A 26,957-nucleotide genomic window follows, 5' to 3' on the forward strand; every position below is an offset into this window, starting at 1 on the left:
ATGCCTGTCACGAGCCTTCTGTACTAGGTCAGATGGGGCCTCACGGTGCTGGTGGGGGCCTTGCGGGGGGCTGAATTTACGTCGTACATTCAGAGCGCTTACAGCGTACAGACACAACAGCGGGGGAGCTCCTCATGAAGACCGTCCTCATCTCCGGCGGCGGCATCGCCGGCAACGCACTCGCCTTCTGGCTGCACCGCCAGGGCTTCGCCCCGACCGTCGTCGAGCTCGCCCCCGCCCCGCGCAGCGGCGGCCAGGCGGTCGACATCCGGGGCGTCGCCCTCGGCGTGATCGAGCGGATGGGCCTGACCGGGCGGGTCCGCGCCGTCCGCACCCGGATGCGCGGCATGTCCGTCCTCGACCCCGACGGCAACGAGGTGCACCGCTCCACCGAGGAGACCTTCAGCAGCGGCCGGCTCGACAGCGACGACGTCGAGCTGCTGCGCGAGGACCTCGTCGCGATCCTGCACGAACACACCGCCGGGGACGTCGAGTTCATCCACGGCGACACCGTCACCGCCCTCCGCGAGGACGAGCACGGCGTCCACGTCACCTTCGCGAACGGACAGCCCCGCACCTTCGACCTGGTGGTCGGCGCCGACGGCCTGCACTCCCGGGTCCGCAAGCTGGCCTTCGGCCCGGAGGAGCAGTTCCTGCACCACCTCGGCACCCACCTCGCCATCTTCAGCGCCGACAACTTCCTCGGCCTGGAGGACTGGCAGGTCTGGCTCCGTGACGGTGACGCCGGCTACGGCATCTACCCGGTGCGCGGCAACAGCGAGCTGCGGGTCGTCTTCGGCTACGAGAACCAGGACCCCGTCGTCCGGGACACCGAGCGGACCAGGCAGCTGGTCGCCGAGCGGATGGCGGCGCTGCGCTGGGAGACCCCCCGGATGCTGGCCGCGCTCCACGACGCCCCCGACTTCTACGCCGACGCGATGGCCCAGATCCACCTCGACCACTGGTCCGCCGGCCGCACCGTCCTGCTCGGCGACGCCGGCTACTGCGCCTCGCCGCTCTCCGGCCAGGGCACGAGCCTCGCCCTGGTCGGCGCCTACCTGCTGGCCGACGAACTCGGCCGCGCCCGGGCCGCGGGGGAGGGTCACCGCGCGGCGTACGAGCGCTACGAGGAGCGGATGCGCCCCTTCGTCGCCCTCAACCAGGCACTCGCCACCGAGAACCCCGGCGGCCCGGCGGCGGAGGAGTCCGTCGAGCGGGCCAAGAACGCCATCGAGCTGGACCGCTGAACCGGACTCGCCGGGCTGCGCCGCTCCTGATACGAGATCGTCGACTCCGAGACCCTCGTCCACGGCGACCGCTGGGCCGACCGACTGGCCCGCCACCGACTGCCCCGCCCTCCTGGTGGCCGGCAACCGCATGCCCTGCCTGGACGCCGGCCAGGCCGGGGCGATGGCGGAGCGCCGCCCCCGCACCCGGCCCGTGGTCCTCGACACCGACCACTTCGACACCGACCACTTCGCCCACGACGGCGACCCGGCCGGATTCGGGAAGGCCGTCCGCGCATTCCTCGCCGGCCTCGGCTGACGGCGATCGCCGCACCGGCGGGGGGCCGTGGCGGGCGCACGGGACGACGGGGCGGGCCGACGCGGCAAAACCGCGCGACAGCCCGGTGCGGGTTCTGGGACGCTACCGGGCCGGTGGCCGAGTGGCGCACGGGCAAGGAGTGGTGAACGGTGGACGGGAAGCTCGAAGGACCGGTGCTGGAGGGCGCGTCGGTGCGCCTGGAACCGCTGGAGCACCGGCACGAGGCCGGCCTGGCCGGCGCGGCCGAGGAGGAGCGCGGCTCCTACGGCTTCACCTGGGTGCCGAGGGCCGCGGAGATCCGTGGCTACATCGACGCCCAGCTGGCCCGCGCCGCGGCGGGGGAGGTCGCTCCGTACGCGCAGGTGGACCGGGCGTCGGGCCGGGTCGTGGGCGCCACCGCCTACCTGGATCCGCGCCGACTCCCGGACGACGGCCGGCTCTTCGCGGTCGAGATCGGCTACACCTGGCTCGCCGCCTCGGCGCAGCGCACCGGGATCAACCGCGAGGCCAAGTACCTGCTGTTCCGGCACGCCTTCGAGGAGTGGGGCGTGGGCCGCGTCGACCTGAAGACCGATGCCCGCAACGACCGCTCCCGTGCCGCGATCGAGGCGACCGGGGCCCGCTTCGAGGGCGTCCTGCGGAACTGGGCGCGCTCCTGGGTCCCGGGCGAGGAGGGCCGCCTCCGTGACTCCGCGATCTTCTCGATCACCGCCGAGGAGTGGCCGGACCGCCGCGCCGCGCTGGAGCTGCGCCTCGGCGGACGGCCGGCGACCCAGGCGAATTGACCCATGATTCTTCTTCAGAAATGAACCAGATGAGTGGTCTTTCGCAAGCATAGAGTGATGAACACAAGGCCGGGAGGGAACGCCGGAACGGCCGATGACCAGGGGAGACCAACATGAGCACCAACACGCTGAAGCCCGTCCTGACCCGCGCCTCCGAGGCCGAGACCACCAGTGACCCGAGCAGCACGATGACCCTGCTGGCGGACTGCGGCACCGACGGCAGCCCGATCACCAGCTACCGCTCGTCCTTCGCCAAGGGCGCGGTCGGGGCCCCGGCCCACTTCCACACCCGGGCCTCGGAGCTGTTCTTCGTCATCGGCGGCTCGCTCCAGGTGCTGGTGGACGACGAGGTGAAGGTGCTGAACGAGGGCGACTTCCTGCTCGTCCCGCCGCACACCCCGCACGCCTTCGCGGCGGCCCCGGGCTCCGAGGCCGATGTGCTGTTCACCTTCACCCCCGGCATGCCGCGCTTCGACTACCTGCGCCTGCTGGGCCGGGTGATGCGCGGCGAGGCCAGCCCGCAGGAGATCAAGGACTCCTCCGAGCTGTACGACAACCACTACGTGGACAGCCCGGTCTGGCGCGCGGCGCTGGAGGCGGCGAAGTAGGGCGCCCGGGCGGTATCCGCAGGCCGGGCCCCGGCCGACCGGCCGCCGGGGCCCGGCCTGCAGTCGGGCCGGCCTGCGGAGCGGCCGTCGGGGGTGGCCGGGGCGGTCAGGGCGGTCGGGGTGCTCAGGGGTGGGCGAAGACCGTGCTCGCGAGGCCGACGTGCACGGCGGTGCCGCCGAGGATGCTCAGCACGGCGTTGCGCCGCCACAGGTGCAGGCCGAGCGTGGCGGCCAGGGCGAGGACCGTGGGCGCGGCGTGGGGCGGGCTGGTGAGGGGGAGGTCGCGCAGGGAGTAGACGGTGAGGATCACCATCACGCCGACCGGCATGCGGGCGCTCAGGTGGTGGAGCACGGCGCTGGCCCGCAGCGGGGCGAGAGCGGCGAAGGGGACGGCGCGCAGCCCCCAGGTGACGGCGGTCGAGACGCCGATGGCGGCGAGCAGGTAGGGCGTGTCAGGCACGGGCCGGCTCCTTCGTGGCGGGCGTGCGGTGCTTCGCGACGGCGTAACGGGCCAGCAGTCCGGTGGTGAACAGCCCGGTGGCGGCGAGCAGCATCTGGTCGGGGAGGGTGAAGCGCGCCGCGAGCGCGCAGACCAGGGCCAGGACCGGGGTGGGGATGTCCCGGCGGGCGCGGTAGGCGTCGACGGTCAGGACGACGAACAGCGCGGTGAGCGCGAAGTCCAGCCCGACCAGCCGGGCCGGCACGAGCGCGCCGAACAGCGCGCCGGCCGTGGCGCCGACCACCCAGTAGGCCTGGCACAGCACCTGGAGCCAGATGATCCGCCGGCCGCTCCAGGACCGGGCGCCGGCGCCGGTGGTCAGCGCGTAGGCCTCGTCCGTCATGCCGAAGGTGCTGTACGCCTTGCCGAGGCGGCCGTTCACCCGGTGCAGGGGGAAGGACAGCGCGTAGAACACGTGCCGGAAGTTCACCAGGAACGCGGTCAGCGCGATCTGCGCGAGCGGGGTGACGGCGACGACGAGCCCCACGAGCAGGAATTCCAGCGACCCGGCGTACACCAGGGCCGAGAACGCCGTGGCCCACCACCAGTCCAGGCCCGCGTGGACGACCAGCACGCCGAACGCGATGCCGAGCGGGAAGAGCCCCAGGCCCACCGAGCTGGAGTCCCGCACCGCCGCGAACAGGTCGGTCCGGGCCGTAGGCGTGGAGACGGGGGCGGGACCGAGGACGGCGGGCGGGGGAGGGGAATCGAGGCGCGGGAGCGTCCCGACGGGAGCGGAAGCCATGCAGGAAATTCTAGGGCGAATTGCCCGTAATATGGTTTCCAATCATTGCCTTGGAGTCGCCCTGTGAGCAATAAAGAAACACTCGACCCCATCGATCGTGAAATCTTGTTCCATCTGCGCCAGGACGGTCGGCTGACCAACGTGGAGCTGGCCAGGCGGGTCGGCCTGACGCCGCCGCCCTGCCTGCGCCGGGTCAAGCGGCTGGAGGAGGCGGGGATCATCGCGGGCTACCGGGCCCGGATCGACCCGGCGGCCGCCGGGCGCGGCTTCGAGGTGGTGGTCGCGGTCGAGATCGGCGTCAACGACCTCCAGACGGTGGAGGAGTTCGAGACGACGGTGGCCTCCTACGAGGAGGTGGTCGAGTTCCGCCGGCTGTTCGGCCGCCCCGACTACTTCGTCCGCGTCGCGGTCGCGGACCACGCGACCTACGAGACCTTCCTGACCGGGAAGCTCATGGGCCTGCCGGCGGTGGCGCGGGTCGACTCCCACCTGACCATGAAGAAGATCAAGACCGACGACTGAGGCCCCGGGGCGGGGTCGCGGCCCCCGGTGCCGCGACCCCCGCCGAAGGGCTCAGCAGCTGCAGTGCCAGTCGTGGTCGAGCGGCGGGGTCCGGTCCGGCGTGGGCGCGGGACCGACGGTGCGCGGGGCGACCGCGGGGTGGACGGTCCGGCCGGCCTTGAGGGTCTCGGCGACCTTGATGTGCTGGATCTCCTCCGGGTCGACCGTCACCGGGTTGGCGCTGAGGATCACCAGATCGGCGAGCTTGCCGACCTCGATGCTGCCCTTGCGGTCCTGCTCGTCGTACTGGTGGGCGGCGTTGATGGTGATCGAGCGGACGGCGTCCAGGGCGGACACGCACTGCTCCGGCCCGAGGACGACCTTGTCGGTGCGGGTGCGGCGGGTGACCTGGCTGGACAGGATGGCGATCGAGTTGGGCAGCGCCACCGGGGCGTCGTGGTGCGAGGTGTAGGCCATCCGCCGGTCGAGCGCCCAGCGAGCGGGGGAGATGTTGGCGGCCCGCTCCTCGCCGAGCACGGTCTTCCGGTACCAGTCGCCCCAGTAGAAGGTGTGCATCGAGAAGAACGACGGGATGATCCGGAGCAGCGCGAACTCGTTGATCTGGTCCTCGCGGGCGGTCTGCGCATGGATCGCGACCGTGCGGCGGTCGCCGGGTCCGGCCTCCGCGGCGGCGGCCCTGACCGCGCCGATGAACTGGTCGATCGACGCGTCCCCGTTGACGTGCGCGAGCACCTGCCAGCCCCTGGTGTACGCCGTGAGCACCTGCTGGAGGACGACGGCGTCGTCCTTGATGGCCGGGTAACCGCAGTAGGTGTCCGGCTCGTTCCCCGGCGGCGTCTTGTACGGCTTGCTGAGCCAGGCCGTGCGCCCCTGCGGCGAACCGTCGAGGAACATCTTCACGCCCGCCGCCCGCACGCCGTTGACGTACTCCGGGCTCGCGCCGACCGGGTCCGTGCCCGGGTCCTTCTCCAGGGCGGCCGTGGCCTGGTCGGCGCGCGCGTAGGCGACGACGTCGATCTCGAACGGCACGGCGGCGGCGATCTCGCGCAGCGCGCCCAGATTCGTCAGGGTGGCCCCGCCCTCCTGGACGGTGGTGAAGCCGAACGCGGCCGCCGACGCCGCGCCCTTGCCGAACAGCCCGAGCTGCGCGGCCTGGGGGAGGCCCGCCAGCGCCGCGTCCGAGGCGGGGGAGAAGGCCGTCTCCTCCAGCACCCCGTTCGGCTCGCCGTGGGGTTCGGCGATGACGTCCTCCCACCGGCGGATGACCCCGCCCTCCGGGTCCTTGCGGTTCGAGTCGTAGCCGAGCAGCTCCAGCCCGAGACTGTTGACCGCCCCCAGGTGGAAGGACTGGTGGATCGCCAGCACCGGCCGGGAGGTGGAGACCTCGTCCAGGTCCTTCCGGGTGGGGTGCTCCTTCTCCGCGAGCATCGCGTCGTCGTAGCCGAACCCGACGATCCACTCCGACTCCTGCCCGAGGTCGGAGTCCGCCCAGTCGCGCAGCTTCTGCTGCAGCGAGGCGACGGTGGTGACGTCGCCGTCCGGCGCGGCCAGCAGATTGGCGATGGTGGCCTGGAGGCCGATGCCGCCGAGGTGCCCGTGCGCGTCGATGAACCCGGGGAGCAGCGCCCGGCCGCCGAGGTCGCGCACCCTCGTCCGGGAGCCGCCCCAGCGGTCGACGGCCTCGGCGTGGTCGCCGACGAAGACGATGACGCCGTCCTTGACCGCGACCGCCTCGGCGGTGGGCGGCTCGGCGACGGTCACGATCTCGCCGCCGTGGAGGATGAGGTCGGCCTCCTCGTAGGGCGCTGGTGCCTCTGCTGCGGTCTGCCGGCGATCGGCCATGGTCGGGTCCCCTTGCAACTGGATACGGTCGGTGGAGTCCCGACTACCCAAGGTGACCGGATTCTGAACCCGAGGGTGGCCCGTGTGAGCGGTCCGGAGCAACGGGCGGGGTGGCAGCCCTCAGCGCCGCCACCCCGCCCGGGACTTTGCGTCGGACGGGGTATCGGCGTGCGGTGGGTGGTTTGTTGAGCCAAACCCCACCTTGGGGGGAACGTGGTGCGAGCGGGGCCGGGGGCGTGCGCCGGGCGGGATCAGACGGCCACGGCGTCCCGGGTGCGGCCGAAGGCCACGTCGGTGAAGCCGGCAGTGGGGGCGACCAGCGCCCAGACGAACTTGCCGATTCCACCCGCACGCGGGCAGCAACCCCAGCGCTCGGCAAGCTCGTTGACGAGGAAGAGGCCGCGGCCGCGCTCGTCGTCCCGGGTGGACTCGCGCACCGCCGGCCGACCGGTACCCGCGTCGTGCACCTCGATCCGCAGGCGGTCGGAGGTCAGTGCGAACCGGACCTCGACCAGGCGGTCCGGCGGAGCGTCGCTGTGCTGGACCGCGTTGGCGAACAGCTCGCCGAGCAGCAACTCGGCGGTGTCCGCGTACCGTTCGCCCTGCGGCATCCCGGCCAGGTAGGCGCGGAGCACCAGCCGCGCGAACGGCGTGGAGGCGGGCCGGGGGTCGAACCGGGCCGCGAACTCGCGAGGCCGGTGGTGGGTACGGGTCGTGGGCATGGCGGGGCAACCTCCGGGCGTGATGGGGGAGCGGAAGCGGCTCGCAGCGGGGGCGTACGGCATCACGCTGCGCAAGCAAAGGATCGCGTTCCGGTATCAATCATCGCGGTGCGGAGATACGGTGACGGCCGATTCGGCGTGCCGGGAGATCGCGCCACGAGAGGGGACGGGGATGTCACATCGGAAGGGCCGCAAGGGACCGACCGCCAGTTCGGCTGAACTGTTCGGTGAGGAGCTGCGGTTCGCCAGGGAGGCGGCGGGCTACACGCAGGAGGAGCTCGGCAAACTCCTGCACTGCGACCGGACGGTGATCACCAAGTCCGAGGGTGGCAGGCGGAAGTTCCCGGCCGAGTTCCTGGAGGACGCGGACAAGCTGCTCGGCACCGGAGGCCTGCTCACCCGGTTGTACGAGCGGGTTGATTGGCATGCGGAGGTCGAGCATCCCGACTGGTTCCAGAAGTACGTGGGACTGGAGGCCGAGGCAGTGGCGGTGAGGGTGTTCCAGTACGCCCGAATCAACGGATTGCTGCAGTGCGAGGAGTATGCGCGTTCGCTGTTCGGGCTCGGTGAGGCGCGCGACAGGCCCGAGTTGCTCGCGGAGCGCGTGACGGCTCGATTGAGCAGGCAGGATCGCTTCCTTGAGCCAGGAGGTCCGCTGCTCCTTGCGGTCCTCCATGAGAGTGCCATTCGAAGTGTCGTTGGAGGGCCGGGCGTCATGCGCGCACAGATGGAGCACCTTCTTGCGGTGGGTGGCCGGTCCAATGTCAGCATTCAGGTGGCTTCCTTCGGACTTGCGACCAGGTTGCCGGCAACCTCAATGTTCCTTCTGCAAATGGCAGATGGTGTCGAGTGGCTCTACTCGGAGAGCCTCTATCGGGGGCACTTCAGTGATGCTCCGTCGATCGTGGCCGAGTGTCGAGGCGACTATGATCTCGTGCGCGGGGAAGTACTCTCGGCGAGCGACTCTCGTGCGCTGATCGCCGAAGCGATGGAGGAGTACCGGTATGAAGAACGCCGAGCTCAACATGGTCATCTGGCGCAAGAGCAGCTACAGCGCGGACCACGGGGGCGAGTGCGTCGAGGTGGCCCCAGGATTCCCCGATCTCGTCCCGGTGCGTGACTCCAAGGACCCCGACGGCCCCACCCTCGTGTTCCCCGCCGCCTCCTGGCAGGCCTTCGTCGCCGGCGTCCAGGCCGGTGAACTTCCCTTCTAGCTGCGCCGCATCCCCGCCGCGGCCGGTCTTTTGGCAGGTCGCCCGGCAGGTGCCATGATCAGCCGACCGTGTGGCCTGATCGGGGGTGTTCGCATGTTCGGCCTGAGGAAGCGCAAGAAGCGCCGCGAGCTCCAGGAGCGCGAGCGGCCGCAGCAGCAGCAGCAGCGTGCCGTGACGATGGAGGAGTTGCTGATCATCGCGGGTGCCGAGGCGCGGGGACTTCGTGAGGCCGTGGAGGATGCCAGAGCCGACGTCGTCGTCCGCCGCGCGGAGCTGGACGCCGGGTACGCGCTCCGGGCGGGTGCGCCGAGGGCGGCGATCGAGGAGGACATCGCCGAACTCGAAAGGGGTCTCGAACCGTTCGACGCGGTGCTCGCCGACTTCGACCGGACGGAGGCGGCGCTCACGGCCGCCGTCACGCCCGACGACGAGTCGGAGGCGCTCCTGCCGCTCATCGACCTCTATGTGACGGGTGCTGAGACGCTCGCCGAGATCTCCACCGCTTACCGCCGCCTGCTGGCCGCGTACTCCGGCGCGCTGGAGCGGGTCGACGCCTCGGACGATTAGCCGGTGCCGATCTGCCCCGGGGCCGGGTCCGCGGAGATTTTCGACCACTCTCCGTCGCGCCCCCGGCGCTGTCCGTAGTCGAGGGGCTACCTTCGCTCTGCGCGCGAACAAGTCCCCTTCGTATCGGCAGAGGCGGTAGTAGTCATGGCACAGGAACCACGGATCGACGTTGCCCTCACCCTCCGGGAGGGCGGCGCGGAGCCCACGTCGGCCGAGCTGGTCGAGCTCGCCGACTCCCTGAAGCCCGGAGTCTGGTTCACCGCCCCGCTGGCCGGTGCGGGCGCGGGCGGGCGCAAGCCCGACTACACCTGGGATCTCGTCGGCGCGCCCTACAAGGGCCGGGCTGCGGAGGGCAAGGCGGCCGTCTACCTCGCCAACCCGAAGTTCGGCCTCAACCGCCCGATCATCTTCGCGGACGGGTTCAACTACGGCGAGAGCGACCTCCCCGGGCTGTTCGCCTACTTCAACATGCCCTACGACGGCAAGCCCGGCTTCTTCGACCAGCTGCTCGGGCAGGGCATGGACGTGATCGTGCTCGGCTTCACCGAGCGGCACACCCACATCCAGGCCAACGCCGAGGTCGCGATCGCCGCGATCCGGCGGACGATCCAGGAGCGCAAGAGCGACATCCCGCTGACCGTCGGCGGGGTGAGCATGGGCGGCATGATCACCCGCTACGCGCTCGCCAAGATGGAGGCCGAGCAGGCCGACCACGAGACCGCCACCTACCTCTCCTACGACACCCCGCACAACGGCGCCTGGATCCCGCTGATCCTCCAGCAGATGGCGTACTTCTTCGAGGACTACACCCCGGCCGGCCCGGACGGGGCCAAGCAGGCCGACCTGATCCGGAGCGAGGCGGCGCAGCAGCTGCTCTGGGCGTGGGTGGAGAACTCCAAGTACTCGGGCCCGGTGGCCACCGCCAGCCCGTTGCGCAAGGAGTTCCTGGAGGACCTGGCCCGGGTCGGGAACTTCCCCCAGCGCCCGCTCAAGCTCGGCGTCTCCAACGGGCGGCGCGACGGCGTCGGACTCCCGCTGCCGGCCGGCGAGGTCGCCTTCGACTGGCAGGCCCTGGTCGCCAGTGCGACCGCCCGCTTCCAGCCCGAGCGGGGTGAGAAGCAGCCGATCGGCGGGATGCACCTCGGTCTGGCGATGCGCCGCAGCACCACGACCGAGGTCCCGGCGCTGGACAACGTGCCCGGCGGCACCCTGGACTCCTTCGGCAAGGTCGCGGACGCGCTGAAGGCGAAGATCAGCGAGGAGTTCCGCAGCGGCACCTTCGTGCCGGCCGTCAGTGCGGCGGCGCTGGACTTCGACCCGGTGCGGTGGAACGTCAACCCGCTGCTCTCCATCACCGATGCCGACCTCGACCGCGGCCACCTGGACGAGGTCGCGTTCGACACGGAGAACACCGAGCACAGTCACATCTCCGGCGTCCTGATCGACTGGATCGTCGAGCGCATCGCCCGCTGATCCCGGCGGCGACGCGCCCGTCCCCGGGGGTGCCCCGGATATTGGTCAGGAGCACCCCCGTGGATGGGCTACGATTTACCTCATCACCCAGATGCGCGGGTGGCGGAATAGGCAGACGCGCTGGATTCAGGTTCCAGTGCCCGAAAGGGCGTGGGGGTTCAACTCCCCCCTCGCGCACAGCTGATGAGGCCGGTCGGTCCGACGAAAGTCGGATGGACCGGCCTCATTGCTTTTGGTGCTTCTACGCAGGAGGAGCTTGACCGCACGAATCACCCGGGCCGACTCCTTCGGTCACTGTGGTCAACCTGCCACACGCCACTGACAATGCGCACTGTGCTCCGGCGCTGCCCGCCTCCGGGCCAAGGATGCGTTTCCCTCCCCGGCTGAAGCCGGGGAGACCCACGCAAGATCTGGGATGGAGTACGCCATCTCGCCCGGATGGATCCGCCGGCCGAAGCAGCTCGGCCTCCAGGGCATTCGCGAGCCGCTGTCGCTGTCGGCGACCGACAAGGAGGAGGTTCTGGCCTGGTACCCGGCGGTCGCGGGCCGGCCCCACGTCCTGACGCCCCAGGAGTCCGTCCTGCTGCCGACACGGACCGGTGGCCAGGCCGACTTCGCGATCGCACCGAACGAGACCCGCAAGTACGTCATCGGCACCTTCGGGGACGCCGATGTGGTGATGGCCCTGTTCGAGCGGATCAACGGTGAGCTGCGGTACGTCACCGCCGTGGACGACAGCGGCCAGGACGGCAACGGCCGCCTGGGCGTCAAGCTCTTCAGGGGGCGCAGCTACCTCGTGCGGGCGCGCGTCTACTCCGCCTGGGGCGCGGGCGAGTTGGCACTGATGCACTGGTGACGTCCGGCTCGGGAGGGACGGGGCCGGCCCGACGGCGGGCGGCACCGCTGGAGCGGACCGGTCGTCCGCTCCAGCGGCCCTCGTACGGCGCGTGGTTCAGCGGCAGAGGGCCGTGTCCACGACCTTCTCCAGGTGCTTGGTGACCGCGTAGTCGTCGGGGATGCTGGTCACCGCGATGTTGGCGGCGCGGCCGTCGTCGGTGGCCCCGCCCCGGGTCTCGTAGCCCGGGATGTCGCCGCCGTGGCCCCAGTAGACGCCGCCGCACGACAACGGCCTGCTCATGATCCCCAGCCCGTATCCGGCGCCGCTGTCCCCGACGGGGACGGTGGTGCGCATCTGGGCGAGCTGGGCGGCCGGGAGGAGCTCACCGGCCAGGAGTGCGCTGAAGAACCGGTTGAGGTCGGAGGTGGTGGAGATCATCTGACCGGCCGCCCAGCCCGCGGAGGGGTCGATCTCGGTGTAGTCGCGCAGCGGGGCGTCCGCCGAGTCCTTCTGGTAGCCCTTGGGGTGGGCCTCCCGGATGGTCATGTCACCGGCGGCGGGGAAGTAGGTGTGCCGCAGCCCGATGCGCTGGACGATGCGCCGGTCCACCTCCTCGGCGAGCGGCCGGCCGGTGACCTTCTGGGCGATCAGGCCGGCCACCACGTAGTTCGTGCTGCTGTAGGCCCAGCCCTTCCCGGGGGCGAAGACGGCCTTCTGCCGGAACGCGATGTCGAGGAGGTCGCGGGGTTCCAAGTACCGGTGCTGTCGGATGTCCTCGTCGACGAGGCTCTCGTAGTCGGGAAGTCCGGCGGTGTGCTGGAGGAGCTCGCGGACGGTGATGTTCCGTCCGTCGATCCCCTCCCCCCGGACGATGCCGGGCAGGTAGGTGTCGACCTTGGCGTCGAGGTCGACCTTGCCCTCACCGACCAGCTGCAGCACGACGACCGCGGTGAACGTCTTGGTGTTGCTGCCGATCCGCACCTGGCCGTCCCTGGGCACCTTGGAGCCGGTGGCCAGATCGCCCACCCCCGCGGTGTAGGTGCGGGTCCGGCCTTCGTGGTCCTGGACGCTCGCCAGCGTGGCGGGCAGGCCGTCGTCGTGCACCAGCGCGGTCAGGCCCTGCTGGACGGTGTCCGGCCTGGAGGCGGCGGACGCGGCGGGCGGCGCCAGGGCGCCCGCCGTCATGACGGCGACGGCCACCGCGGCCGCTGCCGCCACGGCGCGTCGCCGGCCGGCCCGCCGGCGCCGGGGGATTGACATGTGGGACGTCCACTCACGCATGGGTCAACTCCTGGGGAATCGTGTGGAAGCCGGCGGCGTCGGCCGGGCAGGACACGATCCTGGAGCCGGGGGCCCCGGACGCACATCGCGGAAAGGCGGGAGAAACCGCTCCCTCGATCGGGGGAGGTCACCCGTGACCTGCGCGGCCATACTGGCGATCATGATCAGGGGATTCCGGCCGCTGCTGCGCGGCTCCACGTACACGGGTGTGCTGTTCGCCTACTGCGGCGCACTGGCGAGCCTTCCGCTGCTGCCCTTCGCGCTCGTGCCGGCGCTGATGTGGCGGTCCGGTCCGGAGGGGGCGCAGCTCGTCCTCGTCCTGCTGGTCTGGGCGGCACTGACCGCTGCGGTCGGGCTGGCCAGCACCACGCGGCGGGTGCTGGTCGTGTCCGCCCGCAGGCTGTTGCGGGTGCCGCTGCCGGCCCCGGCGGCGGCCGCGGCAGCCCGGGCCGACCGCTGGCGGACCCCCCTCTGGCTGCTGCTGCACGTGGCGCTGGGGTGGACCGGGGCGCTGCTGGGCGGCCTGCTGTTCTCCCTGGGCCTGAGCCTCCCGGGGGGCTGGCTCCGTGGCGAGGTGCGGCTGAGCCTGTTCGGCCGGTCGGTGCGGGTGGAGGGCGGCTGGCAGAGCTGGGTCATGGCGCTCGGGTGCCTGCTGATGGCGGCGGCGGTCTGCGTGGGGGTGGCGAGCGCCCTACGGTGGCTGGCACCGCGGCTTCTCGGGCCGTCGGCGGCCGAACGGCTCGCGCTGGCGGCCGAGCGGGAACTGCTGCTGGCCGAACGCAACCGGCTGGCCCACGAGTTGCACGACTCGATCGGGCACACGCTGACGGCGGCCACGATCCAGGCCGCGGTGGCGGGCGAGGTGCTCTCCGCCGACCCCGCGGCGGCGCGGGCAGCCATGCGCAGCATCGAGGAGTCGGCCCGGGCCGCGCTGGAGGACCTGGACTACGTGCTGGGCGTGCTGCGCGAGGAGGAGGCGGGGACGGCCCCGGCCCGGACCCTGGCCGACCTGCCCGAGCTGCTGGACCGGCTGCGGCACGCGGGCGCGGTGGTGGAGCCGGAGCTGTCGGGCGAGTTGGCGCAGGTGCAGGGGACGCTCTCGCGGGCGGCGTACCGGATCCTCCAGGAGGGGCTGACCAACGCGCTGCGGCACGGGGCGGGCGGTCCGATCGAGGTCAGGGTGGCGGCCGGGCCGGACGGCCTGGAACTCGGTGTGGTCAACCGGACCGGTGCGGGGGCGGGCGCGGGCCGGGGGGCGTTCCCGACGTCCGGGCACGGTCTGACCGGGCTGGCCGAGCGGGTGCGGCTGCTGCACGGTGAGATCGAGGTCGGCCCGGACGGCCCGCAGCGGTGGCGGCTGGCGGTCCGGCTGCCGGTGCGGTTGTCGGCATGACGGGCCCTGACGCCGGTCCTGACGCCGGTCCTGAGGCCGGTCCTGACACGGGCGCTGACGCGGGCCCGGACGTCGGCCGGGACGCGGGCCCTGCCGGCACCGCGGGCGCCCCCGGCACGCCCGGCACCTCCGTCACCCCCGTCACGCTCCTGATCGCCGACGACGACGAGGTGACCCGCAGCGGTCTGCGCCTGCTGCTCGCGGCACAGCCGGGGATCGCGGTGGTCGGGGAGGCCGCCGACGGTGTCGAGGCGGTCGAGCAGGCGCTGCGGCTGCGGCCGGACGTGGTTCTGATGGATGTCCGGATGCCGCGGTGCAACGGGATCGAGGCCACCCGGAAGCTGCTCGCCGGGACGGCCGAACCGCCGAAGGTCGTGGTGATCACCACCTTCGAGAACGACGGCTACGTCACCGCCGCGCTCAGCGCGGGGGCCAGCGGGTTCGTGCTGAAGCGGCGGCCGGTCCGGGAGGTCGCGGAGGCGGTGCGGGTGGCGGCGGCCGGGGAGGCGATCCTCTTCCCGGCGGCGCTGCGCCGGATGGTCTCCGCCCGCCCGCTGGACTCCGCCGAGGCCCTGCCGAAGGCAGCACTGACCGTCCGGGAGGAGGAGGTGCTGCGGCTGATGGCCACCGGCCAGTCCAACCCGGAGATCGCGGACTCGCTCACGGTGAGCCTGGAGACGGTGAAGACGCACGTCGGGAACGTGCTGTTCAAGCTCGGCGCGCAGAACCGGACCCACGCGGTGGTGATCGCGTACGAGTCCGGCCTGGTGGTGCCGGGGATCGCCGGCTGACGGACGAACGGACGGCTGGCCGGACGGCCGGCCCCAGGGGCGTGTCCGGGCGCCGGTGCGCCGCGGGAGACGCCGCCCGAGGCGGCCGGCCGGGGCCCTCAGCCCAGGAACGCCGCCGTGATGGCGACGAAGCGGTCGGCGTCGTCCACCCAGGGGTTGTGGCCCGCGCCCGGCTGCTCGGCGTACTCGGCGTCGGGGAACAGTGCGGCGACCCCGGCCATCGCCGGCGGCGGGCTGTTGAGGTCGAACTCCCCGGCGAGCACCAGTGCCGCGCCCTTCCAAGCGGCGAGCGCCGCACGGGTGGCCTCCGGGTCGAAGGCGCCGTCCGCCCCGAAACCGCCGGCCGCCGCCGGGTTGTCCGGCGTCGTCGTCGCATGGTGCTGCTGCGCCGCGGCGTCCCAACGGCCGTAGGCGAAGGGGGCGATGGCCTCCCAGTCGCTGCCGGTGCCCGCGACGATCGCGCCGAGTGCGGCGGAGGCGGCCGGGAACCAGGGCTCGCCCGCCCGCCGCCGGGCGACGTCCTGCCGCATCTCCCCGGTGACGTCGACGCCGACCGCCCGGGTGCTGGGCGTGATCAGGGCGAGCCGGCCGACGCGCTCCGGGTGCCGGGCCACGTACTGGACGGCCAGGTTGGCGCCCGCGCAGTGGGCGAGCAGGTCGAAGCGTGCGAGCCCCAGGTGCGCGCGCAGCGCCTCGACGTCGTCGACCATGCGGTCGCAGCGGTAGGACGAGGCGTCGGCCGGGACGGCGGAACGGCCGGTGCCGCGCGGGTCCAGCACGATCAGCCGGCGGTGCGCGGAGAGGCCGCCGAGCTCACTGAGGTAGGCGGAGTCCGTGGGGCCGCCGGGGAGGCAGACGAGCGGCTCGCCGTCCCCGTGGACACGGTAGGAGAGCAGGGTGCCGTCGGGCGCGGGGAAGGTGGGCATGGTGTTGATCATGTCAGCGGCCCGTCGGCCGGACAACCGACTTGCGCACGGGACAACCGCCCGGGGCCCGGGTGGACCTCGGCCGCACGGGGCATGGCGGGACCTCGACCGCATGGGGAGCCGGAGGACTTCAACCGCGCGGGGCGCGGGTGGACCTCAGCCGCGCGGCTCCGCGGGGGAGGTGGCGGAAGGGTCCGGGAACGACCGTGCCGCGCCGAGGCGGTGGGCGCGGAGCGCCGCGTAGAGCTCGGCGGCGTCGACCGGGCGGGTGGGGGTGCGGCCGGTGAGCTCGGCGATCCTCGACAGGCGGTAGAGGACGGTGTTGCGGTGGCAGTGCAGGCGGCGGGCGGCCTCGGCGGTGGAGCCGTCGGCGGCGAACCAGGCGTCGAGGGTGGCGAGCAGGGCGCCGCCGCCGTCCTCGCCGGCGAGCAGGGGACCGAGGACGTCGGCGCCGAGTTCGGCGGCGGACGCGGGATGGGCGGCGAGCAGGGCGTCGATCGGCGCGGTGCCGTGGCAGTGCACGCCGGTGCCGGACCGGGGCACGCACTCCAGGGCGATCCGGGCCTGCCGCAGGGCCTCCGGCGCACCGGCCGGGGAGGTGAACGGGCGGCTGACGCCGACCCTGGCGGCGGCCAGGCCGAGGACGCGGAGGGTGGCCGCGGTGTCCGACTCGCCGGTCTGGGCGAGCAGGCCGAGCCGTTCGCCCAGCTCGGTGGTCCACACGGACGGCACGTGCAGGGCTGCCAGCCGGGTGGCGACGCCGGGCAGCGGGTCCGCGCCGTCCGGGCCGAGTTCGCCGACGACCACGCGGTACGACGCGCGGTCCGGCAGGCCCAGGGCGCGCGGAAGGCCGGTGGCGTGCGACGTGCCCTCGAAGACGCCGAGCAGCATGATCCGGCGGGCCGCCTCCTCCTGGCGCTCCCGGTCGTCGGCCACCTGGCGGTAGGCCTCGGTCGCGGCGGTGGAGAAGCGGTCCAGCACGGCCCAGAAGCGCGAGGACCGCTGCAGCAGCGCGGTGGCCTGGGCACCGGTGGTGGCGCGGGCGATGGCCCACTCCCAGATCTCCAGCCCGCCCAGCCGGAAGGCGTGCAGCAGCGCCGGCAGCGGCACGCCGTGCTCGGCCTTGACCCGGCCGGTCCAGCGGGCGGTCTCGTCACCGCCGTCCGGACCGCCGGACTCCGCGCGCAGCACGGCCTCGATGTTGGCGCGGACGAGGGTGCGGAGCAGCTCCGGCGGCAGCCGGTTCTCGACGTAACCGGCCTCGTCCGCGGCGATCTTGCGGACGGTCTCGTCGGTGAGAGCCTCGACCGAGGCGAGGATCTCGGCGAACACGTCGTCGAGCTGTGCGGTGTCTCGCAGGGCGCCCATGCGGTCACCGTACCCGCCGCCGGCGCCGGCTCAACTGTGCCGCCGCACAGTACGGCTGGGGACAACGCGGGGCGCCCGCCCATGGCGCCGCGGGCCGGGCCTGCGCCATCGTGGCACCGTCACGGGACTCTTGTGCCCGCACCCAGGCCCGCCCGGCGGGCAGCACGGCGCCCGCCCGCGCGGGCGGACGCGAACGAGGGAGCCAACATGACCGTCGCCACCCCCGCCGGAAGCGCCCCGGCCGAGCCCGGCGCGAGGCCCGAACTGGACGCGCTGCTCGCCGAGTTGGCCGACGGCGAGCGCCGGTGGGCGGCGACCCCGCTCACCGGGCGGGTCGCCCTGCTGGGCCGCGTCCACGCCGCCGTCGCGGCCGAGGCACAGGCCTGGGTGCGGACGGCGAGCCGGATCAAGCTGCTGGCGGACGACTCCCCGCTGACCGGTGAGGAGTGGATGTCCGGCCCGTACGCCCTGCTGACCTCCCTCGACGCGCTCGCCCGCTCGCTTCGGGCGGTCGCGGCGGGCCGCAGCCCGCTGGACGGCGCGCGGTTCGGCCGGGCGCCCGGCGGGCGGGTGACCGTTCCCGTCCTGCCGCTCACCGCCCACGACCGGCTGCTGCTGAACGGCTTCACCGCCGAGGTGTGGATGCCGCCCGGCACGGACGCGGAGACGGTACGCCGCCGGGCCGGCCTCGGCGCGCTCGACCCGCAGCGGACCGGCGGCGTCGGCCTCGTCCTCGGCGCCGGCAACATCACCTCCATCGCGCCGCTGGACGTGCTGTACGAGCTGATCGCCCACAACCGGGTCGTCCTGCTGAAGCTCAACCCCGTCCTCGGCGACCTGGAGCCCGTCTACCGGCGCGCGCTCGCCCCGCTGATCGAGTACGGCGTGCTGCGCATCGTCTCCGGCGGCGGGGACGTCGGCGGCTACCTCGCCCACCACCCCGGTGTCGCGCACGTCCACATCACCGGCAGCCTCGCCACCCACGACGTGGTGGCCTTCGGGCCGGGGGAGGAGGGCAGGGCGCGCAAGGCCGCCGGGACGCCGCTCCTCACCAAGCCGATGACCAGCGAGCTCGGCGGCGTCTCCCCGGTCATCGTGGTCCCCGGCGAGTGGAGCGAGGCCGACCTGCGCTACCAGGCCGAGCACATCGCCACCCAGCGCCTGCACAACAGCGGCCACAACTGCATCGCCACGCAGCTGGTGCTGCTCGGCGAGGACTGGCCGCAGCGCGAGACCTTCCTCCGGCTGCTCCGCACGGCGCTGGAGCGGCTCCCGGCACGGCCCGCCTGGTACCCGGGCAGCGCCCAGCGGCTGGCGGACGCGGCGGCGAGCCACCCGGGCGCCGAGTGGCAGGGCGCCGAGGGATCCCGGCTGCTGGTCGACCTCGGCGACGGCCGGGATGCGGCGACGCTGGAGACCACCGAGTACTTCGCGCCGGTCCTCGGCGTGCTCACCCTGCCCGGGACGGGCGCCGACTTCCTCGACCGGGCGGTCGAGACCGCCAACCGCGATCTGGTCGGCACCCTCGGCGCCAACGTCCTGGTCGACCCGGCCACGCTCCGGCGCCTCGGCCCGGCCTTCGACGACGCGCTCGCCGCGCTGCGGTACGGCACGATCGCCGTCAACGCCTGGACGGCGCTCGGCTTCCTCACCGCGACCGCCCCGTGGGGCGCCTACCCCGGACACACGGTGGACGACGCGCAGAGCGGGATCGGCGTCGTCCACAACGCGCTGCTGATCGACGGGCCGGAGCGGACGGTCGTCCGGGGACCGTTCCGGCCGTTCCCGCGGTCGGTGGCGGGTGGCGAGTGGGCGCTCTTCCCGAAGCCGCCGTGGTTCGTCACGGCCCGCAGTGCGGCGCTGACCGGACGGCGGCTCACCCGGTTCGCGGCGCGGCCCTCGTGGGCGCGGATGCCGGGCGTCTTCGCGGCGGCCTTCCGGGCCTGACCGCCGGGGGCTACTGGGGCTGCGGCTCCTGGGGCTGGGACTGCGGCTCCTGGGTCTGGGGCTGGGACTGCGGCAGTTCCTGTTCGGCCCAGATGGTCTTTCCGTGGCGGGTGTAGCGGCTGCCCCAGCGGTCGGTGAGCTGGGCGACCAGGTAGAGGCCGCGGCCGCCCTCGTCGGTGAGGTGGGCGCGGCGCATCCTGGGCTGGGTCGCGCTGGGGTCGGAGACCTCGCAGGTCAGGCGCTCGGCGAGGATCAGCCGGACCTCGACCGGGCCGCCCGCGTAGCGGATCGCGTTGGTGACCAGCTCGCTGAGCACCAGCTCGGTGGTGAAGACCAGGTCCTCCAGCCCCCAGGCGCGCAGCTGCTCCGCCGTGCGCTCGCGGACGAGGGCGACGGCGGCGGGGTCGGGCTCCACCGGCCAGACGGCGGTGGCTTCGGGCGGCACCGCGCGGGTGCGGGCCAGCAGCAGGGTGACGTCGTCGCCGCGCAGGTCCGCGGGACGGCCGGCGACGAGGGCCCGGCCGAGCTCGGGCAGCGGCGTGGTGGTGACGCCGGGCAGGGCGAGCCGGCGGCGGAGCTCGGCCATGCCCTCGTCGAGGTCGCCGCCGCGGCCGTGGATCAGGCCGTCGGTGTAGAGCGCCAGGATGCTGCCGGGGGCCAGTTCGACCTCCGTCACCTCGAACGGCAGGCCGCCGACGCCCAGCGGCGGGCCCGGCTGCACGGGCACGTACTCGACGGTGCCGTCCGGGGCGGCGACGGCGGGCGGCGGGTGGCCGGCGGAGGCGATCGCGCACCGCCGGGACACCGGGTCGTAGACCGCGTACACGCAGGTCGCGCCGGAGGCGACGGCGCGGCGCGGGGCGGGCCACCCCTCGTCCTCCGGGCGCCCGTCCGCCCGGCCGTCCGCCCCGCCATTCGCCCGGTCTCCGGGTTGGCCACCGGGCTCGTCGGCCTCGACCAGCAGCCGGGAGACCAGGTCGTCGAGGTGGACGAGCAGCTCGTCCGGCTCCAGGTCCAGGTCGGCGAGGGTGCGGACGGCGGTGCGCAGGCGCCCCATGGTGGCGCTGGCCTCCAGCCCGTGCCCGACGACGTCCCCGGTGACCAGCGCGACCCGGGCGGAGGAGAGCGGGATCACGTCGAACCAGTCGCCGCCGACGCCGGTGGCGGTGTCGGTCGGCAGGTAGACGCTGGAGGCGCTGACGGCGGCGGTCTCCGCCTGCGACGGCGGCAGCAGGCTGCGTTGCAGCCCGACGGCGGCCCGGCGCTCGCGGGTGTAGCGACGCGCGTTGTCCAGGGCGAGGGCGGCGCGGGCGGCGATCTCGCGCAGCAGGTCCAGGTCGGCCGGCTCGTACGGCGGGCGGCCGGGTGCCCGCCGGACGGTCACCCGGCCGAGCAGGGCCCCGCGGGCCCGGAGCGGGGCGGTCATCGCGGAGGGGGAGAGGGCGGCGGGGGAGGCGGTGGCGGACTCGGTGACGGGGACCGCGGCGGCGTCGGTGGCGGCGTCGTGGACAGGGTCGGCAGCGGGCGAGCCGGTCCCGGGCTCCGGGCCGGCGGCGGTCCCGGGCCCCGCGGCGACAGCGGTGCGGCGCAGCCAGAGGCGGCCGTCCCGGTCGGGGACCGGCTCCTCGCCGGTGAACACCGCCTCGGCGACCTCGACCACCGCCAGGTCGGCCAGCCCGGGCGCGAGGACGGCGGCGAGCTCCTCGGCGGTGCCGGTGACGGAGAGCGAGCCGCCGACGGCCGCGGTGGCCCGGTGCAGCACGGCCAGGCGTTCGCCCGAGCGGTGGAGTTCGGTGACGTCGGTGAAGAGCGCGGTGACGCCGATCGCGTGCCCGTCGGGGGCCTGCAGCCGGAACGCGGAGACCGCCATCACCGCACCGGTGCCCGGATTCTCGATCGTCCGGACGAGCTCCTCGGTCAGCACCAGCGGCCGACCGGTCTCCAGCACCTCGTGGAGGTGGCGTTCGACCGTCGCCGCGTCGTCGGGCTGGAGGAAGTCGCCGAGGCGGTGGCCGTTCAGGTTCGGCGGGAGGCCGGTGTAGGGGAGCAGGTGGGTGTTGGTCCTGATCAGCCGCAGCCGCTCGTCGAAGACGGCGAGGCCGACGCGGTCCTGGAGGAACAGCTCCCGGGTGAACGCCTGGTCCTGGCGCCACTGGGCGACCAGGCCGGCGGGGGCGGCGAGGACGAAGTAGCGGGAGGCGGGGGCGGGGGCGCCCTCTCCGCCGTCCGCGAGCGGCAGCACCTGGAAGACGATCCCCAGCTCCTCGCCCCGCCCCGAGCGCACCACGGCCCGGCCGGACCAGGCGTCCGGCGTCCGCTCGGCCAGCAGGGCGGGCCAGGTGGCCGGATCGGCGAGCAGCTCCCGGACGCGTCGGCCGCAGGCCTGGTCGGCGCGCAGGGAGAGCAGCTGCTCGGCCTCCGGCGTCCAGCGGATGATCCTGCCGTCCGCGTCGAGCAGGGCCCCGGCCGCGGTGTCGACGAAGGGGAACCGCCGGCTGTCCATGTGCGCACCTCGGATGTGTTCTCGCCACGTCGGCCGTCGACCGGCCGCTCACGTCCGCCTCCGCCATCATCCCTCGGCCGCCAGGACTCGGCCGGGCAGGGGCACGCGCGGATGCGTGACGAGCGGGGTGCGTGGTGCGGGGGCGGGGCGGGCGCGTACCGGCGGATGCGCGGGGGCTTCTCGCCCCGGGGCTCTTATTGTACTCTCCGTCTAATAAGCGGGATCGGCGGGAAGCCCGCACAGGGCATGCACCTGGAGGCAGTCATGACCCGGACCGGCGCGACCGGCGCGGCGGCAGGAATCCACGGCCACACCGAGGCCGACGACGACGTCTCGAAGCGGCTGATCGACTCGGCCGCGACCCTCTCCTACGACCCGGCGACCGAGATCGACTGGGACGCCCCGCTCCCCGCGGGTGACTACGGCCTCAACCCCGAGTGGAGCACCCTCTACGGCACCCGGCTCTGGGGCGAGATGACCGAGGAGCAGCGGGTCACCCTGACCCGGCACGAGGTCTGCTCGATCATGACCACCGGCATCTGGTTCGAGATGATCCTCCAGCAGATGGTGCTGCGCGACCAGTACCTCAAGAACCCGGCCGGCGCCGAGTTCCGCTTCGCCCTCACCGAGATCGCCGACGAGTGCCGGCACTCGATCATGTTCGCCCGCGCCTGCGAGAAGATGGGCGTCCCCCAGTACCGGCCGAACCCGGTGATCGCCCAGGCCGGCCGCCTCTTCAAGGCCACCGCCCGGGGCGAACTCGCCTACGGCGGCATCCTGGTCGCCGAGGAGGTGCTCGACGTCATGCAGCGCGACTGGATGCGCGGCGGGAACGTCCTCGACATCGTCCGCGGCACCTCCCGGATCCACGTGGTCGAGGAGTCCCGGCACATGAAGTTCGCCCGCCAGCAGATCCGCGAGCGGATGCGCGGGGCCTCGCCCGCGCGCCGGCGGGCCGCCGCGACGGGGATCGCCGCCGGGGCCTACGTCATCGTCAGCAGCATGGTGCACCCCGGCGTCTACACGGCGGCCGGGCTCGACCGCGAGCGGGCCGTCGCCGAGGTGCGCGCCAACGAGCACCGCAAGGCGATGATGCGCACCAGCTCGCGCCACCTGATGGCCTTCCTCGCCGAGTGCGGCCTGCTCACCAAGGCCTCCGCGGCGGTCTACCGCCGCGTCCACATGCTCTGACCCCCCGCCGTACCGGACCCCCGACCCCCACGCAGCGAGGACCACTCCCGGCCATGGCCTACGCGATCACCCAGACCTGCTGCAACGACGCCTCCTGCGTCTCCGTCTGCCCGGTCAACTGCATCCACCCCACCCCCGGGGAACCGGACTTCGGCAGCACCGACATGCTGTACATCGACCCGGCCGCCTGCATCGACTGCGGCGCCTGCGCCGACGCCTGCCCGGTCGACGCCGTCCGCCCCGTCGACCGGCTCGCCGGGCCCGACACCGTCTTCGGCGACCTCAACCGCGACTACTACCGCGACCACCCCAACGACCACGCCTGGGGAGCGCCGGCCTTCCCGCGCAGCCTGCCGGGCGGCCTCGGCACGCCGCGCATCGCCATCGTCGGCACCGGCCCCTCCGCGGGCTACACCGCCCAGTCGCTGCTGCGCACCACCGGCGCCGAGATCACCATGATCGACCGCCTGCCGGTCGCCGGCGGACTGCTCCGGCACGGCGTCGCCCCCGACCACCAGGCCACCAAGCGGATCGCCGAGAGCTTCGCTTCCGTCTTCCACCACCCGCGCCTGACCGTCCACCTCAACGTCGAGATCGGCCGCGACCTCACCCACGCCGAACTCGCCGCCCACCACCACGCGGTGGTCTACGCCGTCGGTGCCGCCGCCGACCGCCGGCTCGGCCTGCCCGGTGAGGACCTCCCCGGCAGCCTGCCCGCCACCACCCTCGTCGGCTGGTACAACGCCGACCCCACCGTGCCCGCCGACGCCGTCGACCTCACCACCGAACGCGTCGTCGTCATCGGCAACGGCAACGTCGCCGTCGACGTCGCCCGGATCCTGCTCCTCGACCCCGGGCGGCTCGCCGCCACCGACATCGCCGACCACGCCCTCGCCGCCCTGCGCGGCAGCCGGGTGCGCGAGGTCGTGCTGCTCGCCCGGCGCGGGCCGGAGGACGCCGCCTGGACGCGGCCCGAGTTCCTCGCCCTGAAGCACCTGCCCGGCGTCGACCTCGTCGTCGAGGACCACCCGGACGTCCGGGCCGCCGTCGAGGCCGCCGCACCCGGCTCCAAGGCCGCGCTGCTCGCGGGACTCCCGAGGGAGACCGTCGACACCGCGCGGCCGCCGCGCCCCGGCCGGCGGATCGTGCTGCGCTTCCTCACCACGCCCACCGCGCTGGCCGGCGACGACCGCGTGACGGGCGTCGAGGCGGGCGGCACGGTGATCGAGGCCGGCCTGGTCGTGCGGTCCATCGGCTACCGCGGCGTGCCCGTGCCGGGCCTCCCCTTCGACGAGGACGCCGCCGCCCTGCCGAGCCGTGACGGCCGCGTCCTCGACCCGGCCACCGGCCGGCCGCTGCCCGGCACCTACGTCGTCGGCTGGGCCAAGCGCGGCCCCTCCGGCGGCATCGGCGCCAACCGGGCCTGTGCCCAGCAGACCGTCGACGCCTTCCTCGACGACGCCGTCGCCGGCGCCCTCCCCGAGCCAGCCGGCACCGCCCGGGACTTCGCCCGCCTCGTCCGCACCCGCCGCCCGGACTCGCTCGGGCTCAAGCAGCTCCGCGCCATCGACCGCACCGAACGCACCCTCGGCGAGGCCGCCGGACGCCCCCGCGTCAAGTTCGCCACCGTGCCCGAGCTGCTGGCCGCGGCACGCCGCTGACCTGCCGGGCGTCCCGGCGGACCGGTGTCCCGGCGGCGCGGCGCGTTCTCAACGGCCCAGGACCGCGCCGCCGTTGAGGCCGATGATCTGGCCGGTCAGGTAGCCCGCGCGGGGCGAGGCCAGGTAGGAGACGGCGGCGGCGACGTCCTCGGGGGTGCCTGCGCGGCCGACCAGGGTGGCGGCGATCTTGCCGGCGTGGAACTCCTCGCTCCAGTCGGCGCCGAAGATCTCGGTGTCCGCGACGTAGCCCGGCGCGAGGACGTTGACGGTGATCCCGTCCGGCCCGAACTGGCGGGCCAGGCCGAACGCCCAGCCGTGCAGGGCGGCCTTGGCAGCCGCGTACGAGCCGGCCGAGTGGGGGCCGGCGCCGCCGCGCTGGGCGGCCGCGGAGCTGATCAGGATCAGCCGGCCGCCGGGGCGCCGGAGGTGGCCGGCCAGTGCGGTGGTGAGCAGGACGGCGGTGAGCAGGTTGGTGTCCAGGTCACGCCTCCAGGCCTCGGCGAGCGCCGCCAGGCCGGCGTCGGCGGGCGGGGTGATCACCGCGCCCGCGTTGTTGACGAGCACGTCCACCGGCCCCAGTGCCGCGATCTCCCCGGCGGCCCGCTCCACCTCGGCGGCCACGGTCAGGTCGGCCGCGACCGGCACCACGCCCGCACCGATCGCGGCGGCCGTCTGCGCCAGCACCTCGGCCCGCCGGCCGAGGATCGCCACCCGGTAGCCCTCCCCGGCGAGTTCGGCGGCGATCGCCCGCCCGATCCCCGTCCCGCCCCCGGACACCACCGCGGTCCGCTGCCGTTCCATCGCGCCCCCTCGAAGAGTTCTCCCTCCGGCGATGCTACCGAGCGGTAACCAAGCGTGCGGGGGCGGGCCGAGGTCCGGGGCGATCCCCGCCGCCGGCCCCCGTTTCCGTGATGGCCGGCGTCGTGCCCCGGGCGCCCCCGGTCGCGACGCCGATGTGGGGATCGGCGCCGTGACCCCTCCGGGAGCAGGCCCCCGCGGCCGACGCCGTGACCCCCGTGCAGGGCGTCGGCCCCGACACCACCGGGCAGGACCAACGGTCGGTCCCCGGTGACCACCCTCGGCGCGCAGGAGGGGGCGCCGCCGGAGAGCCCGGCGCGGCCTCGACGATCCCCCCGTCGGGCCACGCCCCCTGCCTGCTCCCGCGGCGCCCCCTCCGGCGCGCCACGGTGATCGTGACAGCCCGGAGCCGGTTCGCACATTGCCAGGATCCGGCAGTCTTGACGCCGTCTTGACAGCCTGGAACACGCAGCGACGCCGGTGCGGGCCGTCGGTCAGAGCGCCTCTTCGGGCCAGTTCAGCAGCCGCGCGCCCATCGCGGCGGTCTCCAGGGTGTAGCGGTGCAGCGCGTCCGCCGGGTCGTAGCCCGTCAGCGCACGGATCCGCTCCAGCCGGTAGCCGAGCGTCCGCACGCTCAGGCCCAGCCGGCGGGCCGCCTCCGCGTTCACGTACCCGGTCTCGGCCTGCACCGCGATGGTGTCCAGCAGCGGCCGGGCGCCGCCCCGGGCCGCGGTCAGCGGGCCCAGGACGTTGCGCACCAGGTCGGCCATGGCTTCCCGGTCGCGCATCAGCACTGGGAAGACCAGCAGCTCCTCCGCCTTCAACCGCCGTGCGGGCAGCGCCAGTCGCTCCGCGTAGTCCAGCGCGCCCAGCGCCTCCTCGTAGCTGTGCACCACGCCGCCCGCGCCCGAGTGCCGACGGCCGGTCGCCACCCGCAGCACCGGCTGGTAGCCCCGGCCCGGACGCAGCGCCAGGTCCGCGAAGGCCTCCAGTACCGCGCGGTCGCAGTCGGGCGCGATGCAGACCAGCCGGCCGTCCTTGGTCGCCAGCAGCACGTCCCGGTCGCCGAACCGGCCCACCAGCTCACGCTCCACCCGGTGCACCAGCGGGTGGACGTCCGCGTAGGGCACGTCGCCGACCGCCACCGCGACGGAGTACCCGCCGGCCAGCCGCAGCCCGAACCGCTCGGCGTGCTCGGCGAGCAGGCCGAGGTCGCTGCGCCCGTACAGCAGGTCGTCGATGAACTCCCGCCGCGCCGCCTCCTCCTGGCGCACGGCCGACCGCTGCGCCCGCTCGTGCCCCTCGCCCAGTGCGGCGAGCGCCGCCTCGGTCGCGGCGAGCACGGCGTCACCGGTGCGGCGCAGGTCGGCGACGGTCACGGCGGCGGTGATCCCGGGCAGCGTGCGCCAGGCCTGCCGGGTGGCGGCCAGGCAGTGCGCGGCCATCCGCTGCAGCCCGTGGCCGGTCTCCGCCCCGCGCTCGCCGAGTGCCCTCAGGCTCTCCAACTCGCCGCGGCGGAGCAGCCGTCCGGTCCGGGAGACGTCGACGAGCAGGTCGAGGTAGCACTGGCCCAGCTCGGCGGGTACGTCGGGTGAGCCGGAGATGTCCTGATCGATTCCAGCCGTCATGCCGTTCTGCTCCGCCCCCGAAACAACCCGCCGTGCGGGTTCCGGTGCCGAATTTTACCGGACCCCTGACGGCCCGCACGGGGCGGCCACCCGCCCTGCGCCGGGCCCCC

The 26,957-nt window shown here is 73.9% G+C and carries 25 protein-coding genes and 1 tRNA gene; 16 read left to right on the top strand and 10 right to left on the bottom strand.

The annotated features are described in order from the left end of the window. The first annotated feature begins 134 nt into the window (after window positions 1-134). From J5Y04_RS10130 to J5Y04_RS10145, 4 genes are all read left to right on the top strand, one after another. The gene (locus tag J5Y04_RS10130) at window positions 135-1,247 is read left to right on the top strand and encodes an FAD-dependent monooxygenase (protein WP_209411624.1); all 1,113 of its coding nucleotides are present in this window, start codon (window positions 135-137) and stop codon (window positions 1,245-1,247) included. A gap of 130 nt (window positions 1,248-1,377) precedes the next feature. Continuing rightward, window positions 1,378-1,545 (top strand): hypothetical protein, encoded by a 168-nt coding sequence (locus J5Y04_RS10135; RefSeq protein WP_209411625.1) that lies wholly within the window; start codon window positions 1,378-1,380, stop codon window positions 1,543-1,545. A gap of 149 nt (window positions 1,546-1,694) precedes the next feature. Continuing rightward, window positions 1,695-2,330 (top strand): GNAT family N-acetyltransferase, encoded by a 636-nt coding sequence (locus tag J5Y04_RS10140; protein WP_209411626.1) that lies wholly within the window; start codon window positions 1,695-1,697, stop codon window positions 2,328-2,330. A 113-nt stretch (window positions 2,331-2,443) separates the two neighbouring features. Beyond that, the gene (locus J5Y04_RS10145; RefSeq protein WP_148642611.1) at window positions 2,444-2,938 is read left to right on the top strand and encodes a cupin domain-containing protein; all 495 of its coding nucleotides are present in this window, start codon (window positions 2,444-2,446) and stop codon (window positions 2,936-2,938) included. Between the two features lie 124 nt (window positions 2,939-3,062). Here J5Y04_RS10145 and J5Y04_RS10150 read toward each other — a convergent pair whose 3' ends face one another. Continuing rightward, complete coding sequence (locus tag J5Y04_RS10150) at window positions 3,063-3,398, bottom strand: branched-chain amino acid transporter permease (RefSeq protein WP_209411627.1); 336 nt, start codon at window positions 3,396-3,398, stop codon at window positions 3,063-3,065. Then, the gene (locus tag J5Y04_RS10155; protein WP_209411628.1) at window positions 3,391-4,182 is read right to left on the bottom strand and encodes an AzlC family ABC transporter permease; all 792 of its coding nucleotides are present in this window, start codon (window positions 4,180-4,182) and stop codon (window positions 3,391-3,393) included. Before J5Y04_RS10155 ends, J5Y04_RS10150 begins: the two co-directional genes overlap by 8 nt. A 90-nt stretch (window positions 4,183-4,272) precedes the next feature. On the opposite strand from J5Y04_RS10155, the gene J5Y04_RS10160 reads away from it, so the two are divergent. After that, window positions 4,273-4,704 (top strand): Lrp/AsnC family transcriptional regulator, encoded by a 432-nt coding sequence (locus J5Y04_RS10160; protein WP_209411854.1) that lies wholly within the window; start codon window positions 4,273-4,275, stop codon window positions 4,702-4,704. 51 nt (window positions 4,705-4,755) lie between these two features. Here J5Y04_RS10160 and J5Y04_RS10165 read toward each other — a convergent pair whose 3' ends face one another. Together J5Y04_RS10165 and J5Y04_RS10170 are read right to left on the bottom strand one after the other, a co-directional pair. After that, a complete protein-coding gene (locus tag J5Y04_RS10165) occupies window positions 4,756-6,546 on the bottom strand; it encodes an amidohydrolase (protein ID WP_209411629.1) in 1,791 nt (596 codons plus the stop codon). Window positions 6,547-6,797: 251 nt separating this feature from the next. Beyond that, window positions 6,798-7,268: an ATP-binding protein gene (locus J5Y04_RS10170; RefSeq protein WP_209411630.1), complete on the bottom strand. Its 471-nt coding sequence runs from the start codon at window positions 7,266-7,268 to the stop codon at window positions 6,798-6,800. Between the two features lie 172 nt (window positions 7,269-7,440). Between J5Y04_RS10170 and J5Y04_RS41515 the strand changes: the two genes are divergently transcribed. The 6 genes from J5Y04_RS41515 (at window position 7,441) to J5Y04_RS10195 (ending at window position 11,378) form a co-directional block, all read left to right on the top strand. Beyond that, window positions 7,441-8,388 carry a helix-turn-helix transcriptional regulator gene (locus tag J5Y04_RS41515; RefSeq protein WP_307853035.1) on the top strand — a complete coding sequence of 316 codons (948 nt, stop codon included), beginning with the start codon at window positions 7,441-7,443 and terminating at the stop codon, window positions 8,386-8,388. Further along, window positions 8,351-8,482, top strand: coding sequence for a DUF397 domain-containing protein (locus J5Y04_RS43495; RefSeq protein ID WP_307853036.1), 132 nt, complete (start codon window positions 8,351-8,353; stop codon window positions 8,480-8,482). The genes J5Y04_RS41515 and J5Y04_RS43495 overlap by 38 nt, the downstream gene beginning before the upstream one ends. A gap of 93 nt (window positions 8,483-8,575) precedes the next feature. Continuing rightward, the gene (locus J5Y04_RS10180) at window positions 8,576-9,049 is read left to right on the top strand and encodes a hypothetical protein (protein WP_209411632.1); all 474 of its coding nucleotides are present in this window, start codon (window positions 8,576-8,578) and stop codon (window positions 9,047-9,049) included. Between the two features lie 144 nt (window positions 9,050-9,193). After that, window positions 9,194-10,522 (top strand): hypothetical protein, encoded by a 1,329-nt coding sequence (locus J5Y04_RS10185; RefSeq protein WP_209411633.1) that lies wholly within the window; start codon window positions 9,194-9,196, stop codon window positions 10,520-10,522. A gap of 93 nt (window positions 10,523-10,615) precedes the next feature. Next, window positions 10,616-10,699: transfer RNA gene (locus J5Y04_RS10190), tRNA-Leu, on the top strand. A gap of 238 nt (window positions 10,700-10,937) precedes the next feature. Then, entirely contained in the window at window positions 10,938-11,378 is a 441-nt protein-coding gene (locus J5Y04_RS10195; RefSeq protein WP_209411634.1) for a hypothetical protein, read from the top strand. A gap of 96 nt (window positions 11,379-11,474) precedes the next feature. On the opposite strand, the gene J5Y04_RS10200 is transcribed toward J5Y04_RS10195, so the two are convergent. Next, window positions 11,475-12,620, bottom strand: coding sequence for a serine hydrolase (locus tag J5Y04_RS10200; protein ID WP_305852829.1), 1,146 nt, complete (start codon window positions 12,618-12,620; stop codon window positions 11,475-11,477). A gap of 181 nt (window positions 12,621-12,801) precedes the next feature. On the opposite strand from J5Y04_RS10200, the gene J5Y04_RS10205 reads away from it, so the two are divergent. Further along, window positions 12,802-14,034: a sensor histidine kinase gene (locus J5Y04_RS10205; RefSeq protein ID WP_209411635.1), complete on the top strand. Its 1,233-nt coding sequence runs from the start codon at window positions 12,802-12,804 to the stop codon at window positions 14,032-14,034. After that, window positions 14,031-14,825 carry a response regulator transcription factor gene (locus J5Y04_RS10210; protein WP_245204581.1) on the top strand — a complete coding sequence of 265 codons (795 nt, stop codon included), beginning with the start codon at window positions 14,031-14,033 and terminating at the stop codon, window positions 14,823-14,825. The genes J5Y04_RS10205 and J5Y04_RS10210 overlap by 4 nt, the downstream gene beginning before the upstream one ends. A gap of 98 nt (window positions 14,826-14,923) precedes the next feature. Here the strand turns inward: J5Y04_RS10210 and J5Y04_RS10215 are convergent, their stop codons facing one another. Both J5Y04_RS10215 and J5Y04_RS10220 read right to left on the bottom strand, forming a co-directional pair. Then, on the bottom strand, window positions 14,924-15,751 hold the full coding sequence (locus J5Y04_RS10215) for an alpha/beta fold hydrolase (RefSeq protein ID WP_209411636.1): 828 nt from the start codon (window positions 15,749-15,751) through the stop codon (window positions 14,924-14,926). A gap of 156 nt (window positions 15,752-15,907) precedes the next feature. Continuing rightward, entirely contained in the window at window positions 15,908-17,119 is a 1,212-nt protein-coding gene (locus tag J5Y04_RS10220; protein WP_209411637.1) for a CdaR family transcriptional regulator, read from the bottom strand. A 207-nt stretch (window positions 17,120-17,326) separates the two neighbouring features. Between J5Y04_RS10220 and J5Y04_RS10225 the strand changes: the two genes are divergently transcribed. After that, window positions 17,327-19,066, top strand: a complete 1,740-nt coding sequence (locus J5Y04_RS10225) for an aldehyde dehydrogenase family protein (RefSeq protein WP_209411638.1) — start codon at window positions 17,327-17,329, stop codon at window positions 19,064-19,066. A 10-nt stretch (window positions 19,067-19,076) separates the two neighbouring features. Here the strand turns inward: J5Y04_RS10225 and J5Y04_RS42830 are convergent, their stop codons facing one another. Beyond that, window positions 19,077-21,569, bottom strand: coding sequence for a SpoIIE family protein phosphatase (locus J5Y04_RS42830; protein WP_209411639.1), 2,493 nt, complete (start codon window positions 21,567-21,569; stop codon window positions 19,077-19,079). Between the two features lie 264 nt (window positions 21,570-21,833). On the opposite strand from J5Y04_RS42830, the gene J5Y04_RS10235 reads away from it, so the two are divergent. Together J5Y04_RS10235 and J5Y04_RS10240 are read left to right on the top strand one after the other, a co-directional pair. Next, entirely contained in the window at window positions 21,834-22,760 is a 927-nt protein-coding gene (locus tag J5Y04_RS10235; protein WP_209411640.1) for a diiron oxygenase, read from the top strand. Window positions 22,761-22,813: 53 nt separating this feature from the next. Continuing rightward, window positions 22,814-24,421, top strand: coding sequence for an FAD-dependent oxidoreductase (locus J5Y04_RS10240; protein WP_209411641.1), 1,608 nt, complete (start codon window positions 22,814-22,816; stop codon window positions 24,419-24,421). Window positions 24,422-24,469: 48 nt separating this feature from the next. Here J5Y04_RS10240 and J5Y04_RS10245 read toward each other — a convergent pair whose 3' ends face one another. Continuing rightward, entirely contained in the window at window positions 24,470-25,222 is a 753-nt protein-coding gene (locus J5Y04_RS10245) for an SDR family NAD(P)-dependent oxidoreductase (protein ID WP_209411642.1), read from the bottom strand. Between the two features lie 491 nt (window positions 25,223-25,713). Beyond that, a complete protein-coding gene (locus J5Y04_RS10250) occupies window positions 25,714-26,847 on the bottom strand; it encodes a CdaR family transcriptional regulator (protein ID WP_209411643.1) in 1,134 nt (377 codons plus the stop codon). Between the last annotated feature and the right edge of the window lie 110 nt (window positions 26,848-26,957).

Source organism: Kitasatospora sp. RG8, assembly GCF_017813315.1.
In the GTDB taxonomy this organism is placed as follows: Bacteria; Actinomycetota; Actinomycetes; order Streptomycetales; family Streptomycetaceae; genus Kitasatospora.